Below are 15,943 nucleotides of genomic sequence, written 5' to 3'. Positions count from 1 at the left end.
TAGCGGGCGTTGTCCCACTATCTCACAGAGTGACCATACTCTGAAATATAATCCCATAATATGAGATGCAGGACATAATTTGCCTGATCCGCGTCATGCCGAACTACAATTGGTCCCACCAATATCAGCTGCCAACATATCAGCCACCAACATATAAGCCACCAACGTATAAGCCACCGATATCGCGTCGGTCATGCTTCGGCAGCCGGTACTCCCATACGACTCGACCCCATCCCGAAATCGGGATGGGGTCGAGTGCGGTGCCGCTCAACCGAACCACTGTTGGTTCGGCCGGGGATTCGGTTCTACCGGTGCGGGCAGGTCTTCGAGACACCCGGCTGGCACTTCGGCGGCGGAGGCGTATCGGTGCAGTTCTTCGACACCCCCGGCTGACAAGGACCGGCCGCGGCAATACCCGGCGCCATCGACACCAGGCCGACCGCCAGCACGGCACCGGCAACGAATTTCGTGATCACAGGTAACTCCCTCCCATTGATGTAGAACCCGAACGCTACCGGACGAACGGTCGTACAGACAAGGGGGAATACTTTTCGGATCGCGCGAAAAAAGTTGCGGCAGAACTTTTTTCACGCGGCACACGCTGTCACTCGTATGGGTCGATCAACTGGATGAGGGTCCGCCCGCCCAAGTTCACGGTCGTGACACCCTGCCAATACACCAGCCGGGTGTCGTCGGGACGCAGCTCGGTGATTTCCACATTGAAGTGTTCCGGAGCCGTTTCCACGATACGCAGACAGTAGGTCGTGCCCTTCGGGATCTGCTCGTCGATGACCTTCTGCAACTCGGTGGGCGCCAACAGATTCGCTCCCGGCGCCGCGAACGTATGCGCCAAGGCCGCATCACGCTCGGCGTAGTACGCATGCTGGAAACCGAGAATCGCGCCTGCCCCGCTGGAAGTATCGCCCGGGCCGTTACCGGTGACCACCTTCCCGTCCCGGGTGGCCGGGCAGTCCAGGGTGGTGGCAGGCGGCGCGGCGGCGCCCTCCTCGTTTCCTCCCCGGGTCAGCACCAGCACCCCGACGCCGACGGCCACGGCGATCACGACCACGACCGCGGTGGCGAGAAAGATCATCCGCTTACCGATGGCCGGACCACGACGTTTGGTCGGGGACAATGCACTCGCCACCGATTGCGGTGTGAGCTGCTGCGCTATCGGGTCGTTGTCCCAGGACAGCAGGGACGACGACCGTTCCTCGGGCAGCCCGGTTCGATCGGTCGACGGTGCCGACGCCGGGCTCCACCGGGTATCCCGCTCGATGGGATGGCGAACGGTGGCATCCGCATCCGGTTCCCGGGGCGCGGAGGGAAACGCCGGTGGGGCCGACTCCGTGGCGGGCCGGGGTACCGGGGCCGACAACTCCGGACCGAAGGCGTCCGAGGCGCGGAAGGGCGGTGCGGGTGCGGGCGGGGCGGGCTCCGTGGCCGGCCGCCAGGTGAGCTCGGAGTGTGCGGACCCCGAGTCGGGCTGCCACGCCGGGACGGACAGCTCACCGGTCGGCGGCCCGAAATCGGACACCGGCGGACCGAATTCTCCGGTCGGCGGTCCGAAATCGGCCTTGTCCGATCCCCGGTTGCTGCCTTCACCCTCGCCCGTCACAGCCCCTCCTTTCCAGGACATGCGGGTGGGGCGGCCGCACGCAGCGACCGCCCCACCCGTCCGATCTGCCCGTGTCAGTACTGGAGTGAACCACCCCACTGGGTGGTGGCGCCAGCGATATCGATCGTCTCCGGGCCGAAATCACCCGCAGGGAACAGCGGCGGCGGCTTGATCTGCGCCGCGGCGTCGAGCGCGGCCTGACCACCCGGCTGGGCGGCGATCCACTGCTCCACGGCCGCCCGGGCGGCGTTCAGCTGCGTGGTGTCGATCACGGTGCCGACCGTCTGGTCCGTCAGCCCCGGCCCACCCACGAAGGCATCCACCTTGACGGTATTCACATCGACGAACTCCACCGACACACCGGCCTCACCGGGACCCTCCGGCGTCCGGTAACCGACGGTGCCGACATAACCCGACTCGTTGGTGAAGTGATGGGTGTTGGCGACATGCCCGGGCAGCAGGCTGCCGCCATCGATGCTGGCGCCGAACTCGGCGTGCGGTCCCTCCATCTCGACCACCGGCGCGGCCGGAGCCGATTCGAAGCGAGGGGCCTGCCAGGCCGGCGGCTGGACCAGGGTCTCCAGCTCCGAGTCAGGGGTTTCGGAGTCGGGAGCCTCGGCGTCCTCGGCGCCCGGCTGCTGGGCCCGCGGAGCCGATCCCTCGGGGGCGGGCGCTCCCTGCTCGCGCGGGGTCAACGCCGGATCGGCGCTATCGGGACGGCCCGGGACCGGCAGCGGCGCCACGCGCGGCGGGGTGACACCCGGCTGAACGGGCCGGGTGGGCTTTTGGTCCCCGGGGGCGGAGTCCTGTTCCGGGGTTACCACACCCGGCTGGCTCGGGGTCGGCGTGCTGCCCTGTTTGTCCTGCGGGTCCTGTATGCCCGGCTGACTCGGGCTCGGGCTCGGCTGCGTGGTCTGCGGACCGGCTTCGGGATCGGTGGTGCCCGGCTGCACGGGGGCCGGGGTCGTCGGCTGATCGTTCGGAGCTGCCCCCGCGGGCGACGCGAAGAGCGTGGCCACAGCGGCCGCCGTGGCCAACGGCAGCGAGGTACTCACCGCGGTACGCTGCGCCCGGTTCGGCTTATGATGTCTCACTTCTCGCCCAATTCCTCTCGAATGCGGCCCTGACGACCCGCACCCAGTCATCACAACTGACGAGATACGCGACAACGGAACGACCCGGGGCCGTTCGCCGTTCGCGCCCGATAGGACGAGCCCCCGACAACAAACCACGCGACCGCCCGCCGATCGCATCTCTGCCCCGGAAGTGAACCACACCCCGGCCGATACGGCAACGCGGCGAATACATCCCAGTGGAAGGAAGACCTGCCGAGCGGAAAGGTCACCGGAACGCGCCGGGCACAGCCGATTCCGGGGCCCATGCGGTCACCTGCGCGTATATCTCGATGCTCACCCCAGATCGTCGTGTCGCATGAGCTGCCGCGCGGCCTCGGTCACCGAGCCGGTCAACGACGGGTACACCGAGAAGGTCTGCGCCAGATCGGTGACCGTCAGATTGTTCTGCACCGCCAGCGCGATCGGCAGGATCAGTTCGGAGGCGATGGGCGCCACCACCACACCGCCGATCACCACACCGGTGGCGGGCCGGCAGAAGATCTTGACGAACCCGCGCCGCAGACCGGCCATCTTGGCCCGAGGGTTGGTGTTCAGCGGCAACATCACCGTGCGGGCGGGCACCTCACCGTTATCGATGGCCGTTTGACTCACCCCGACCGTGGCGATCTCCGGACGAGTGAACACCGCCGACGCGACGGTTTTGAGCCTGATCGGACTCACCCCCTCGCCGAGGGCGTGATACATCGCGATCCGCCCCTGCATGGCCGCCACCGACGCCAACGGCAACAGTCCGGTGCAGTCGCCCGCCGCGTAGATACCGGGCACCTGGGTGCGCGACACCCGGTCCACCCGCAGGTAGCCGCCCCGGTCCAACTCGATACCGACATTCTCCAGACCCAGATCGGTGGTGTTGGGGGTGGATCCGACGGTCATCAGGGCATGGGTACCGGTCACCGTACGGCCGTCGGCGAGCACCACCTCGACACCGGTGTCGGTCCGCCGCACCGAATCGGCCCGCGCGTTCCGGACGAGCTCGACCCCGCGTTCGGCGAAGGCGTCCTCGAGCACCAGGGCGGCGTCGGCGTCCTCACCCGGCAGCACCCGGTCCCGGCTGGACACCAGCTTCACCTGCACACCCATCTCGGTGTAGGCGGAGACGAACTCGGCGCCGGTCACACCGGAACCCACCACCACCAGGGTCTGCGGCAGTTCCGTCAGATCGTAGAGCTGACGCCAGTTCAGGATGCGTTCCCCGTCGGGCACGGCACCGGGCAGCACCCGCGGGCTGGCACCGGTCGCGATCAGCACCACCTCGGCCTCGAGGGTTTCCTCTGTCCCGTCGGCGAGTCGGGCCTGCACCCGGTGCGTCACCCGTCCGGTGCCGCCGTCCAGCAGATACCCCCGTCCCGCCAACAGCCGCACTCCCGCGGTCTTCAGCTTGGAGCGGATGTCCGACGACTGGGCCAACGCCAATGCCTTCACCCGTTCGTGCACCTCGGGCAGCCGGATTCCGGCCTGACTCGGATCAAGCGTGATTCCGAGATTGCGGGCACGGCGCAGATCGGTGCGCACACCGGTGGAGGCGATGAAGGTCTTCGACGGCACACAGTCCCAGAGCACGCAGGCCCCACCGATACCGTCCGAGTCGATCAGCGCGACCTCGGCCCCGTGTTGCGCCGCCACCAGCGCTGCCTCGTAACCGGCCGGTCCACCACCGATGATCGCAATACGAGTCATGCACCCCTCCGCTCGAAGCAGTTCGGACCGGGATCTCCGGTACCCGTCAACGTTATCGGTCCAGGAAAACGACTGTGCGCGCGCGGGTCGCCACCACTCGGGCATCGCCCCGGCCGGCGTCGAAGCGATATCCGACCACGCCCATCCGACGCGGCGCCGGACACACTCGGTGAGGCACCGGCTACCCTTTTCTACCGTGCCGATCTACGCCGCTTACGGGTCCAACATGGACTCGACCCAGATGCTCGAGCGCTGTCCGCACTCCCCCATGTACGGAACAGGCTGGTTGGAGGGCTGGCGACTCACCTTCAGCGGAGACGACATCGGCTGGGAGGGACCGCTGGCCACGGTGGTGGAGGAACCCGGCTCACGTGTCTTCGTCGTGCTCTACGACGTCTCCCCGGAGGACGAACAGCGACTGGACCGCTGGGAGGGCTCGGATTTCGGTATCCACCGCAAGATCCGGCTGCGGGTGACCCCGAACCCCGGCACCGGAACCGAACCGATCCTGGCGTGGCTGTACGTGCTCGACGCCTACGAGGGCGGCCTCCCGTCGGCGCGCTACCTGGGTGTGATGGCGGACGCGGCGGAGAAGGCCGGCGCACCCGCGGACTATGTGCACGCCCTTCGCACCCGCAACAGCCGCAATGTCGGCCCCGGCAACACCTTCACCTGATATCCGCCCGAGATCACCGGAGCCTTCCCGTCCCGGGTATCGAATTTCCCGCGCCCCACAGGCGGGTCGCGACCGCGCGGTCGCGACCGTCAAACGCCGTAATTCAGCACGATATTGGTGAAGATGCGCACCCCGACGGCGAGAGCACGTTCGTCCAGGTCGAACGTGGGTTGATGCAGATCGAGCTGCTCACCCTGACCGGACCACACCCCCAGGCGGGCCATGGCGCCGGGGACCTCCTCCAGATACCAGGAGAAATCCTCACCACCCCCGGACTGCGGAGTGTCGGCGAGCGCATTGGGCCCCAGATCGGTGATGGCGCGTTCGAACATGCGCACCGAATGTTCGTCGTTGACCACCGGCGGCACACCGCGGCGGTAGTTGAGCTGGTAACGGACCCCGGTGGGGGCCAGCAGACCGTCGACGATCTCGTGCACCATCGGTTCCAGCAGCGACCAGGTGGCGTGGTCACCGGTGCGGACGGTGCCGGTGAGCATACCGGTCTGCGGGATCGCATTGGGTGCCTTGCCGGCGCTCACCGCACCCCACACCATGACCGTGCTGGTGCGCGGGTCGATCCGGCGACTGAGCAGCCCGGGCAGACCGGTGATGACGGTGCCGATGGCATAGACCAGGTCGCTGGTCAGGTGGGGGCGTGAGGTATGACCGCCGGGCGAGTCCAGGACCAGTTCCACGGTATCGGCGGCGGAGGTGATGGCGCCGACCCGGATACCCACCCGGCCCACTTCCAGCCGCGGATCGCAGTGCAGAGCGAAGATGCGCTCGACCCCCGACAGGGCGCCGGTGTCGACCACGTCCAGCGCGCCACCGGGCATGACCTCCTCGGCGTGTTGGAAGATCAGGCGCACTCCCACCGGCAGCTCCAGGTCGGCCAGGGCCAACGCGGTGCCGAGCAGGATGGTGGTGTGCGCGTCATGACCGCAGGCGTGCGAGACCCCTGGGACGGTGGAGGCGAAATCGTGACCGGTGAACTCCTGGAGCGGCAGGGCGTCCATATCGGCGCGTAGCGCGATGCGTGGGCCCGCGTCGGGGCCGATGTCGCAGATCAATCCGGTGCCGCCGGGAAGAACCCGGGGGGTGAGTCCGGCCTTGGTCAGCCAGGCTCCGACGAACTCGGTGGTGGCGAACTCGGCACGGGACAGTTCCGGATTGGCGTGGATATGCCTGCGCCATTGGACGAGATCGACCGTGTGCTCGGCCAGCCACGCCTCTACCGCGTCCTGCCCGCTGCGCACCGAACGGCCGCTTGTGCTCACCGAATGTCCTCCTGTCGTCGAATAACCCCCTGCAACAATCTCTCCCTGTGTGCTTCATCGCTCGTGACCACGATCGCGGTACGCGCGAGTGCCATGGCCCCGTCCAACACGGCGCGATCGGCCGAGGCGTTCACGCTCGCCACCGCGAATCCCGGCTGATGCGTCACCGCGCCGCCGGCCTCGATGCCGATGACGGGGTGAATCCCCGGCAGGACATTGGTCACATTGCCCATGTCCGTGCTGCCGAACGGCCGCTGCGCCTCGAGCTCGGGCGCGATCGGCGTCCGGCCCAATCCGATGATCTGCTCTCGATAGGCAGCCAGTAGTGCCGGGTCGGGCGTGAGCTCGGTGTAGGTCGGAGCGAGCGTCCGTATTTCGTGGGTGCAGCCGGCCGCGAGGGCGCCCGCCTCGAAGCAAGCCGACGCACGTCGCATCAGATTGCCGAGGGATGCGGAGTCGACTGCGCGTAGGTAGTACAGCAGTTCCGCACGTCCGGGCACGATATTCGGGGCCACGCCACCGTCGCCGACTATACCGTGAAGTTGCTGGCCGGGCCGCAGATGCTGCCGCAGCAGGCCGATGGCGACCTGCGCGATCGTCACCGCGTCCCCGGCGTTTCGGCCTTCTTCCGGAGCGGCGCTGGCGTGCGCTTCCCGCCCGTGGAAAACCACGGACAGATCGGCCAGCGCCAAGGACCGCGCGCCGACGATGTCGTATGGCCCCGGATGCACCATCATGGCCATCGCCACATCGTCGAAAACCCCGCGTTCGAGCATGAGCACCTTGCCGCCGCCGCTCTCCTCCGCGGGAGTGCCGAGCACCAGCACGGTGATGTCGAGCTCGTCGGCCACCTCGGCCAGTCCCAGTGCCGCGCCCACCGCCGCCGCGGCGATGATGTTGTGCCCGCAGGCATGCCCCAGATCGGGCAGCGCGTCGTATTCGGCGCACAGCCCGACCGTCAGCGCCCCACTGCCGTAGCGCGCCCGGAACGCCGTGGGCAGCTCGGCGACTCCCCGCTCGATCTCGAATCCGCGTTCGGCCAGCGGTGTGAGTACCTTCGCCACACTGCGGGTCTCCTCGAAGGCCAGTTCGGGCTCGCGGTGGATATCGTGCGAGAGCGCGATCAGCCGGTCACCCGCGCCGGCGATCGCAGCGTCCGAGCTCGCGACCCGATCGTCCATCGACCGAGCCCCCACCTCACCGGAGCCACGGGTAATCGCCATGGTCCCAGTCTGGCACCACCCCCACCCGAACCCGTTCACCCCCGATCCCCTGTCGGGAACGCCTCGGAGCACCCGCACCGGCCGCCGAACACGGAACCCGTCGGCGTCACGACCCCGCGTCACCGAGGACGGCGCGAAAGATACAGTGTCGCCATGCTTGCCGAACAGGCTGTAGACCTCGCGCTCGCGGAAGAAGCCGCACAGGCGATCGCCGAACGGACCTCGGTGAAACGGCATCGGGTGGCGGTGATCCTCGGCTCGGGTTGGCAGAGCGTCGTGACCGAGATCGGCACTCCGACCGCGTCGCTGCCCATGGCGGAGCTGCCCGGATTCGCCGCGCCCACCGCGCAGGGCCATGTGGGGAAGGTGCTGTCGGTACCGGTCGAACAGACGCCCGTTCTGGTACTCATGGGCCGCCGGCATCTCTACGAAGGACATGAGCCCACCGAGGTCGTCCATCCGGTGCGGACCGCGGTGGCGGCGGGGGCCGAGATCGTGGTGCTCACCAATGCGGCGGGCGGTATCCGGCCCGGTCTGCGGGTCGGGGAGCCGGTGCTGATCGCCGACCACCTGAATCTCACCGGCCGCACGCCGCTGACCGGAGCCACTTTCGTCGACATGGTGAACGCCTGGGATCCCGAACTGCGCGCGCTCGCCAGAGCGGTCGATCCCGCCCTCACCGACGGTGTGTACGCCGGGTTGACCGGTCCGCAGTACGAGACACCCGCCGAGATCCGCATGCTGGCCACCCTCGGCGCCGATCTGGTGGGGATGTCGACCGTGCTCGAGGCGATCGCCGCCCGCGCTCTGGGTGCCCGATTGCTCGGCGTCTCGCTGGTCACCAATCTGGCGGCCGGGGTCACCGGCGCACCGCTGTCCCATGCCGAGGTCCTGGCCGAGGGGCACGCGGCAGCACCGCGCCTGGGCCGACTGCTGCGCGGGATTCTCGAGCAGTGCTGACGGCGGTGCGACGCGAATGTTGAGATTCGGCACCGCCGGTCTGCGGGGACCCCTGGCCCCGGGGCCGGACGGGATGAACGAGACCACCGTGGCCCGCGCCACCGCCGGTCTGGCCGCATGGCTCGGCAATCGCTGCCTGGGCGGCGGTCGAGTGGTGGTCGGCCGGGATGCCCGACACGGTTCCGCCGAGTTCGCCGAGGTGACGGCGGAGGTATTCGGCGCCGCGGGGTTCGCGGTGACGCGACTGCCGGACCCGTTGCCCACCCCGGTGACGGCCTTCGCGGTCCGGGAACTGGGCGCGGTGGCCGGGGTGCAGATCACGGCCTCGCACAACCCGGCCTCCGATAACGGGTACAAGGTGTATCTGGATGGCGGCGCGCAGTTGATCGCCCCGGCCGATACCGAGATCGAACAGCGGATCGCGCAGGTCGTCGAGCCGATTCCGCGACGCCCGGTACCGCCGTCGGGCGCCGAGATCCTGTCCCGCTATCTGGAGCGGGTGGCGGGGGTGCCGGAACGGATCGGCGGCACAGGCGCACGAGCCGATATCCGTATCGCCCTCACTCCCCTGCACGGTGTGGGTGGGGAGACCGCGGTGCGGGCGCTCACCGCCGCCGGGTTCACCGATATCCACGTGGTGGAGGATCAGTTCGCCCCCGACCCCGATTTCCCGACCGTCGCGTTTCCGAACCCGGAGGAGCCCGGGGCCACCGATCGGCTGCTGGCACTGGCACAACGGGTGGACGCCGACCTGGCCGTGGCCCTGGACCCGGATGCCGACCGCTGCGCCATCGGTATCCGCACCCCGGCCGGCCCGCGCATGCTGCGCGGCGACGAGACCGGGGTGCTGTTGGCCGATGCCGTGCTGCGCACCGCGCCGCCGAATTCTCTGGTCGCCACCACCATCGTGTCCTCGCGCCTGCTGTCGCGCCTGGCCGCGGCCCGCGGTGCCCGCTACGCCGAAACCCTGACCGGTTTCAAATGGCTCACCAGAGCGGGCGAGGGGTTGGTCTACGCCTATGAGGAGGCGATCGGCCACTGTGTGGACCCGGCGGCGGTACGGGACAAGGACGGTATCTCAACCGCGGTGTTGGCGGCGGACCTGGTGGCCCGGTTGAAGGCCGAGAGTCGTACGCCGGCCGACCGGCTCGACGACTACGCCGTGGAGTTCGGAGTGCACGCCGGCGATCAGGTCTCGCTGCGGCTTCCGGCCCCTTCCGCCGCCGCGGAGTTGTTGCGGCGGCTGCGCGAGGCGCCACCGCGCGAACTGGCCGGGACCCCGGTCGAATGCGTCGACCTGTCCACCGTCCGGGGCCGAATGCGCACCGACGCGCTGGTTTTCACCGGCTCCGGTATCCGCCTCGTCATCCGGCCCTCCGGGACCGAACCCAAGCTCAAGTGCTATTTGGAAGTGGTGCAGCCGGTGGCCGGGCGCGCCGCACTGGAAACGGCCGAATCCCTGGCGGCGGAACGGCTTTCCCGGTTGAGCGAATACTGCCGGACTCTCGCCACCTGAGGTGCGGCCGGCTCACACACACAACCGACTCACACACAACCGACTCACACACAACCGACTCACACACAACCGAATTGACGGTCTCCCGCATCCCCCAATCCGGGCACGATGAAGGCGTTCTCGTTCAATCCCTCGTCCACGGCCGCGGTGACCAATCGGACCGGCAGCCCGGACGCCTCGAGCGCCGCGACCCCTTCGGGGGCGGATACCGCGCATACCGCGGTGATCTCCCGCGCCCCACGCGCCACCAGAAGCTTCAGCGTATGCAGCATCGACCCGCCGGTGGCCAACATCGGATCCAGGACGAAAACCGGTGTGTCGGAAAGGTTCTCGGGTAGTGATTCCATGTACGGGGTGGGCCGGTGGGTCCTCTCGTCCCGGGCGAGCCCGACAAAACCCATATGAGCGCGCGGTATCAGGGTCGCGGCGGCCTCCACCATGCCGAGCCCGGCGCGCAGTACCGGAACCAGCAGCGGAGGTCGGGCCAGCCGAATGCCTTCGGTCGGCGCGACCGGGGTGACGATATCGAACCGTTCCGCCGGTGCGTCCCGCAGCGCCTCGTAGATCAGCAGGCCCGAGAGGTCCTTCAGCGCCGCGCGGAAGGCGTGGTCCGGCGTCCGCTCGTCCCGCATGATGGTGAGCAGACTCGCGGTGAGCGGATGGTCGACGATATGCGTGTGCATGAAAGGAACGATATGCGTCCGTGCGCCCGGGGCCCGGCCATGCGCGCGTGCTCCACGCGTCACCGGGAGGCGGGCGCACCGCGACCGCGTAGGCCGGGCCCGGTCGAGGACACGGTGACGGGCGAGGGCCGCTAGGGTCGGAACATATCGGAACATCGGAACATCGGAACATATTCGCCGCCGTACGCGTCGGGTTCGGAAATTGTCGTCGAACCGGAACCGTTCGGGTTGTCTGCGCGTCCAATCGAGTAGATGACATACTCTGCCCGGGAAACGAAGTCGATGGGGGAAGTCTGATGGTGAACATCTCAGCCGACGCCGAGGGTATCGCCGCCTACGGTGCGACCGCTCAGGTGATGGCCGGTGAGCTCGCCGCGGCCGGCGCCGACGCGGCGATCGCCGCGCCCGCAGCGCTGGGGCCGATCTTCGGTCTGATCGGAGGTGATTTCCTGGCGGCGTACGCGGCCGCGCACGCCGGTCATATCGCAACCATCGGGCAGCTGTCCGCCGTATTGGGCACCATGAGCGGCGCGGCGATCGGTTCCGCGGTGAGCTACGGGGAGGCCGACCTGAACAATGCCGCCGCGCTGCGCAGCGCGGCGCAGGAGTGATCTCGTGATCGACATCAACGCCATCGCGAAACCGATATTCGATCTGCTGGCCAGTTTCGGCACCGGCGTCCTGCCCGCCGACGGTGCCGGCAACGCGCTGCGTTCGGCTTCCACCGCCATCGACCAGGTGCACGCGTTGGGCCGGGCGAGTATCAACCAGATGAACACCGCCTGGGATGGTCAGGGCGCCGACGCCGCCACCTCGAAGGCGTTGCGGGTACAGACCACGGCGGCCACCATTTCCGACCGCGGTAACGAGATGGCGACGGTGGTCGCTCAGGCCGCGACCCATGTGGAGACCGGGCAGAAGGAACTGACCACCATCGCCCAGTCGTTCGTGAACACCGCGACCTCGCTCGCACCCACCCTGGGGACCCCCGCCGGGCTGAGCATGCTGGTGGGCTCGGCCATCGACCATCTCGGCCAGGCGCTGAACGTGGTGGGCCGGGTACAGGGCGAACTACAGACCCAGACCGCCTCGATGCAGGAGTTGACCCCACCTCCGCCGACCCCGACGGCGGCGAATACCGCAGCGGTGGCCCCACAGGCCATCTCGCAGGCGGTATCGGGGGTTTCGGGTATCGCGAGCACGGCCGGTTCGCTGATGAGCTCCGCGATGAGCAGCCCGAGCCTGAGCAACAGCACCTCGAAGGGAATCCTCGGCAAGACGAGCACCTCCGCCGGTGCCACGAACCAGGGCAGCGACGGCAACGGGGTGAAGATCACCCTGCCGGACGGGAGCGTGGTGGAGGCGCCGAACCAGAAGGCGGCCACCGCGGTGAAGGCGGCGCTGAGCGCGGTCGGCACTCCCTATGTCTGGGGCGGTAACACTCCGGGCGTGGGGCTGGACTGTAGCGGGCTCACCAAATGGGCGTACGGCGAGGCCGGTGTCGAACTCCCCCGGCTGGCCCACGAACAGGCCAATGGCGCCACCCCGGTATCCGCGGGCGATCTGATGCCCGGTGATCTGGTGGTGTGGGACGGGCATGTCGCCATGGTGGTCGGTAACGGACAGATGGTCGAGGCCGGTGATCCGGTCCAGGTCGGCGCAATTCGAACGGAGAACTGCGGTATGGAATTCTACGGTTTCTACAGGCCCACCTCATGAGCGAACAGCAATCCCCGCAGATACCCAATGTGACGGTATCCACCAGCACGAACCGATCCGGCACCATCACCGTCCGGGCCACCGACCAGGGCATGCCGGTGGAGATCAAATTCGAGCGCAGCGAATACCGCTACGGCGCACAGGCACTGGCCGACGAGATCCTTCGACTCACCCGGCGCTCCACCATCGCGGCCAAGGCCCGACGGCGGGAGATCCTGGCCGAAGCCGGTATGCCGAACGAGGTCCTCGACGGCCTCGGGCTGCCCACCCGGCAGCAGGCGGTGGACGAACTGGACCGCATCGATGACGCCGATACCGGCCCGACGAGCTGGATGAGGCCCGTATGAGCGGCCGAAACCGGCAAGTGGTGGCGGAGCGTGACCACGCAGGGCGCTCGCTCATGCCACGAAAGGACACAACAGCATGAGTGCGGAAATGGATGCCCTGGTGGCAGGCGCCACCAGGAAACTGGAGGCGCTGGAAGCGGCGCTGTACGGCCTGAAGCAGGTGCGTGGACGGTTCTCCACCGAAGACGGCCTGGTTTCGGTGGAGGTGGACGACAACGGAGCCCTGACGGCTCTGCACCTGTCCGAGTCGGTGACATCGCTTCCGCCGGCCGAGGTGTCCCAACTGATCATCTGGGCCTGTCGGCAGGCCGCCGAGGACGCGGGAAATCAGCGGTCGAACGTTATTGCGGCTCTGAACGAGTCATTCGCCCCGGAACCGCAGGACGCCACGGGAATATCGGGGGCCTCCGGATAGTGCCTGAGCCGGAAGCTCGATAGGCTTCCGCACATGGCTTCTGGAGACATCGTCCCGATCGAGCTCTGTCTCACCGACGGCGATCTGGTCACCCTGTGGGCACCGCGCTGGCGTGACGGCGACGACGAGTGGGAGGCGTTCCTGGGTAATGAGGACGCTCTCTACGGTTTCGAATCCGTAGCGGAGCTGGCCGCCTTCATCCGGACCGACAACGACAACGATCTGGTCGATCATCCCGCATGGAAGATCGTGGCGGGGCTATCGGCGGCGGAGTTGGAACCGGAGGCCGAGCATTCCTACGACCTGGTCGGTGTTCCCGAACTGGTCGCGGGCGATCCGGATGTGGATTCCGTCGCCGAGCTCGAGGACACCCTCACCATGGTTCGCAATATCGGCGAGGTGTGCGAGCTCGATACGGTGACCAAGTTCTTCGGATCGCATCCGGTGCTCGGCGCGCTGGCCGGCGGTGTGCGTTCCTTCGCCGGACGCGAGGGCATGGAGCTGTGGCACCAGATCGGCGCCGCGGTGGCCAAGGACTGGGACGATGTACTCGACGCCATTGATTCGGTGGTCCGCACTCCGGAAGTGGATTCCGAGGCGGTCGCGATCGCCGAGGCCGAGTTGCTCGCCGCCGAGGAGAACATCGTCGATGCCGAGGACGCCGATACCGACACCGAGGACTTCGAGCCGGTCGATCTCGACGAAGACGACGAGGACGAAACCGGCGAGGAGGACGGCGACGACGAGGACGACGAGGAGCTGACGTTCTGGGACGAGGTAGGCATCGACCCGATCAAGATCGTCGCATCGGGCGCGACCTATTTCACCCTGCGCTGTTATCTCGACGACGAACCGATCTTCCTCGGTTCCAAGGGCTCGATCCTGGTGTTCGGTTCCGAACGGGCATTGGCCCGCTACCTGGCCGATGATCACGACCACGACCTGTCCCGGGTGAGTACCTACGCCGAGGTGCAGACCGCTGCCATCGACGGCTCCCTGGAGGTGGAGGTCACCGACGAGAACATCTACGTTCTGCCCGGTCTGGCCGACGACCTGGCCGCCGGCCCCGAAGCGGTGGATGTGGAGCAGCTGGATCTGGCGGTGGAGCTGTTCACCGATGCCGCCGACTACGCCGGGGACGATACGGTCGAACAGGCGCTCGCCAAGTCCACGCCCCTGGGCTGGTATGTCTCCTACCTGCTGAATCCCGATCCCACCCGGCTGGCCCCCAATCCGCCTTTCACCGCCGAGGCCGAGGCCTGGCGGGAACTGGAACGCTACTTCGAATCCAAACTGTCCCCCCAGTAACCATCACCGGCCCTCTCCCGAAACCGTCTCCGTGCGGGTCGCGCCGGCGCGACCCGTTTCGTGCTCGGCACCTGTCACCGCGAGTCCCGGTGCCGTGGCACGAGGGTGTTGCGCACCAGCCACACGAGAACGCCGCACGAGAACGCGGCTCAACCCAACAACACGGCGTAACCGGGTTTGATGATGTCGTCGATGATGCGCAGGCGTTCCGGGAACGGGATGAACGCCGATTTCATGGCGTTGATGGTGAACCGTTCCAGGTCGCTCCATCCGTAGCCGAACGTCTGCACCAGTTTCAGCATCTCCAGACTCATACTGGTGTCGCTCATCAGCCGGTTGTCGGTATTGACGGTGACCCGGAACCGCAGTCGGGCCAGTAGGTCGAAGGGGTGCTTGTCCAGTGAAGGGACAGCGCCCGTCTGCACATTGGACGAGGGGCACAGTTCCAGCGGTACCCGCTTGTCCCGGACATAGTTGGCGACCACCCCCAATCTGGCGTCCTCGATCGCGTCCGGGACGTCGATATCGTCGGTGATCCGTACCCCGTGCCCGAGTCGATCGCTACCGCAGAAGGCGAGCGCTTCGTGGATGGACGGCAGCCCGAACGCCTCACCGGCGTGGATGGTGAAGTGGGCGTGGTTGGCCCGCAGATATTCGAAGGCGTCCAAGTGTCGGGTGGGCGGGTATCCGGCTTCGGCGCCGGCGATATCGAATCCGCAAACACCCTGGTCGCGCCAGCGCACCGCGAGTTCGGCGATTTCTCGAGAGCGCGCGGCGTGCCGCATGGCGGTCAACAGGCAGCGCACCACGATCGGCCGCCCGGATTCGGCCGCCAGCTGTTCGCCCTGCCGGAAACCGGACAGGGTGTGTTCCACCACCTCGTCGAGGGTGAGTCCCCGTTCCAGGTGTTGCTCCGGGGCGAATCGGATCTCGGCGTAGACGACACCGTCGGCGGCCAGGTCCTCCGCACATTCGCGGGCCACCCGACGCAGCCCGTCCGCGGTCTGCATAACGGCGACGGTGTGCTCGAAGGTTTCCAGGTAGCGCACCAGGGACCCGCTGTCGGCCGCCTCCCGGAACCAGTTGGCCAGTGTTTCGGCATCGGCGGCGGGCAATCCGTCGTAACCGCAGTCCTCGGCCAGTTCCAACACGGTGGCGGGTCTGAGCCCGCCGTCCAGATGGTCGTGTAGGAGCGCCTTCGGTGCTTGGCGGATCGAGGCGAGGTTCAACGGCATCGGTCCAGTCATGCCACGACGGTAGTCGTCCGTTCCCGGTTCGGTAGGTGAGTCGGCATACTTCACCGCGAATGGTCGTCGGGTGTTCACCTTGTTCCCCCACGGTTTGCTCGCCTTCCCGCACGTGGTGGCCGATGGGCGTATCCGCCGGTG

At 67.7% G+C, this 15,943-nt stretch carries 16 protein-coding genes; 8 read left to right on the top strand and 8 right to left on the bottom strand.

All coding sequences use genetic code 11. The features are described from left to right. Positions 1–305 precede the first annotated feature (305 nt). From ON32_RS29520 to ON32_RS04285, 4 genes are all read right to left on the bottom strand, one after another. Positions 306–476 (bottom strand): hypothetical protein, encoded by a 171-nt coding sequence (locus ON32_RS29520; protein WP_157224069.1) that lies wholly within the window; start codon positions 474–476, stop codon positions 306–308. A 128-nt stretch (positions 477–604) separates the two neighbouring features. Then, the gene (locus ON32_RS04295) at positions 605–1,618 is read right to left on the bottom strand and encodes a DUF8176 domain-containing protein (protein ID WP_040788743.1); all 1,014 of its coding nucleotides are present in this window, start codon (positions 1,616–1,618) and stop codon (positions 605–607) included. 74 nt (positions 1,619–1,692) lie between these two features. Beyond that, a complete protein-coding gene (locus ON32_RS04290; protein WP_245550786.1) occupies positions 1,693–2,673 on the bottom strand; it encodes a hypothetical protein in 981 nt (326 codons plus the stop codon). 354 nt (positions 2,674–3,027) lie between these two features. Next, a complete protein-coding gene (locus ON32_RS04285) occupies positions 3,028–4,431 on the bottom strand; it encodes an NAD(P)H-quinone dehydrogenase (protein ID WP_040788742.1) in 1,404 nt (467 codons plus the stop codon). A 196-nt stretch (positions 4,432–4,627) separates the two neighbouring features. Between ON32_RS04285 and ON32_RS04280 the strand changes: the two genes are divergently transcribed. Beyond that, a complete protein-coding gene (locus ON32_RS04280; protein WP_040788741.1) occupies positions 4,628–5,107 on the top strand; it encodes a gamma-glutamylcyclotransferase family protein in 480 nt (159 codons plus the stop codon). Between the two features lie 89 nt (positions 5,108–5,196). Here the strand turns inward: ON32_RS04280 and ON32_RS04275 are convergent, their stop codons facing one another. Both ON32_RS04275 and ON32_RS04270 read right to left on the bottom strand, forming a co-directional pair. Then, positions 5,197–6,363 carry a M20 family metallopeptidase gene (locus tag ON32_RS04275; protein WP_040788890.1) on the bottom strand — a complete coding sequence of 389 codons (1,167 nt, stop codon included), beginning with the start codon at positions 6,361–6,363 and terminating at the stop codon, positions 5,197–5,199. A 17-nt stretch (positions 6,364–6,380) separates the two neighbouring features. Further along, on the bottom strand, positions 6,381–7,565 hold the full coding sequence (locus tag ON32_RS04270; protein ID WP_040788740.1) for a M20 family metallopeptidase: 1,185 nt from the start codon (positions 7,563–7,565) through the stop codon (positions 6,381–6,383). A gap of 195 nt (positions 7,566–7,760) precedes the next feature. Here ON32_RS04270 and ON32_RS04265 point away from each other — a divergent pair, with 195 nt between their 5' ends. Together ON32_RS04265 and ON32_RS04260 are read left to right on the top strand one after the other, a co-directional pair. Further along, positions 7,761–8,567 (top strand): purine-nucleoside phosphorylase, encoded by an 807-nt coding sequence (locus ON32_RS04265; protein WP_040788739.1) that lies wholly within the window; start codon positions 7,761–7,763, stop codon positions 8,565–8,567. Beyond that, positions 8,488–10,083, top strand: a complete 1,596-nt coding sequence (locus ON32_RS04260) for a phospho-sugar mutase (protein WP_051132826.1) — start codon at positions 8,488–8,490, stop codon at positions 10,081–10,083. Before ON32_RS04265 ends, ON32_RS04260 begins: the two co-directional genes overlap by 80 nt. 59 nt (positions 10,084–10,142) lie before the next feature. Here the strand turns inward: ON32_RS04260 and upp are convergent, their stop codons facing one another. Next, on the bottom strand, positions 10,143–10,766 hold the full coding sequence (gene upp, locus ON32_RS04255) for a uracil phosphoribosyltransferase (protein ID WP_040788738.1): 624 nt from the start codon (positions 10,764–10,766) through the stop codon (positions 10,143–10,145). A 296-nt stretch (positions 10,767–11,062) separates the two neighbouring features. On the opposite strand from upp, the gene ON32_RS04250 reads away from it, so the two are divergent. From ON32_RS04250 to ON32_RS04230, 5 genes are all read left to right on the top strand, one after another. Continuing rightward, the gene (locus ON32_RS04250; RefSeq protein WP_040788737.1) at positions 11,063–11,377 is read left to right on the top strand and encodes a hypothetical protein; all 315 of its coding nucleotides are present in this window, start codon (positions 11,063–11,065) and stop codon (positions 11,375–11,377) included. A 4-nt stretch (positions 11,378–11,381) separates the two neighbouring features. Further along, complete coding sequence (locus ON32_RS04245) at positions 11,382–12,485, top strand: NlpC/P60 family protein (protein ID WP_040788887.1); 1,104 nt, start codon at positions 11,382–11,384, stop codon at positions 12,483–12,485. Beyond that, the gene (locus ON32_RS04240) at positions 12,482–12,832 is read left to right on the top strand and encodes a hypothetical protein (protein WP_051132824.1); all 351 of its coding nucleotides are present in this window, start codon (positions 12,482–12,484) and stop codon (positions 12,830–12,832) included. Before ON32_RS04245 ends, ON32_RS04240 begins: the two co-directional genes overlap by 4 nt. 76 nt (positions 12,833–12,908) lie before the next feature. Further along, positions 12,909–13,247 carry a YbaB/EbfC family nucleoid-associated protein gene (locus tag ON32_RS04235; protein ID WP_040788736.1) on the top strand — a complete coding sequence of 113 codons (339 nt, stop codon included), beginning with the start codon at positions 12,909–12,911 and terminating at the stop codon, positions 13,245–13,247. 33 nt (positions 13,248–13,280) lie between these two features. Next, positions 13,281–14,555 (top strand): SatS C-terminal domain-containing protein, encoded by a 1,275-nt coding sequence (locus ON32_RS04230; RefSeq protein ID WP_040788735.1) that lies wholly within the window; start codon positions 13,281–13,283, stop codon positions 14,553–14,555. 149 nt (positions 14,556–14,704) lie between these two features. Here the strand turns inward: ON32_RS04230 and ON32_RS04225 are convergent, their stop codons facing one another. Continuing rightward, a complete protein-coding gene (locus ON32_RS04225; protein ID WP_040788734.1) occupies positions 14,705–15,802 on the bottom strand; it encodes an adenosine deaminase in 1,098 nt (365 codons plus the stop codon). Between the last annotated feature and the right edge of the window lie 141 nt (positions 15,803–15,943).

It is taken from the genome of Nocardia paucivorans NBRC 100373 (genome assembly GCF_000308675.1).
GTDB lineage: Bacteria > Actinomycetota > Actinomycetes > Mycobacteriales > Mycobacteriaceae > Nocardia > Nocardia paucivorans.
Note: the sequence above shows the minus strand (reverse complement) of the source record. Positions and strands in the feature narration are given on the sequence as shown.

What these genes read in the sequence shown, in the direction of transcription:
- ON32_RS04225 (WP_040788734.1), bottom strand. Translation starts at nt 15,802, where the DNA reads ATGACTGGACCGATGCCGTTGAACCTCGCCTCGATCCGCCAAGCACCG.
- ON32_RS04240 (WP_051132824.1), top strand. Translation starts at nt 12,482, where the DNA reads ATGAGCGAACAGCAATCCCCGCAGATACCCAATGTGACGGTATCCACC.
- ON32_RS04285 (WP_040788742.1), bottom strand. Translation starts at nt 4,431, where the DNA reads ATGACTCGTATTGCGATCATCGGTGGTGGACCGGCCGGTTACGAGGCA.
- ON32_RS04230 (WP_040788735.1), top strand. Translation starts at nt 13,281, where the DNA reads ATGGCTTCTGGAGACATCGTCCCGATCGAGCTCTGTCTCACCGACGGC.
- ON32_RS04250 (WP_040788737.1), top strand. Translation starts at nt 11,063, where the DNA reads ATGGTGAACATCTCAGCCGACGCCGAGGGTATCGCCGCCTACGGTGCG.
- ON32_RS04235 (WP_040788736.1), top strand. Translation starts at nt 12,909, where the DNA reads ATGAGTGCGGAAATGGATGCCCTGGTGGCAGGCGCCACCAGGAAACTG.
- upp (WP_040788738.1), bottom strand. Translation starts at nt 10,766, where the DNA reads ATGCACACGCATATCGTCGACCATCCGCTCACCGCGAGTCTGCTCACC.
- ON32_RS04265 (WP_040788739.1), top strand. Translation starts at nt 7,761, where the DNA reads ATGCTTGCCGAACAGGCTGTAGACCTCGCGCTCGCGGAAGAAGCCGCA.
- ON32_RS04260 (WP_051132826.1), top strand. Translation starts at nt 8,488, where the DNA reads ATGCCGAGGTCCTGGCCGAGGGGCACGCGGCAGCACCGCGCCTGGGCC.
- ON32_RS04270 (WP_040788740.1), bottom strand. Translation starts at nt 7,565, where the DNA reads ATGGACGATCGGGTCGCGAGCTCGGACGCTGCGATCGCCGGCGCGGGT.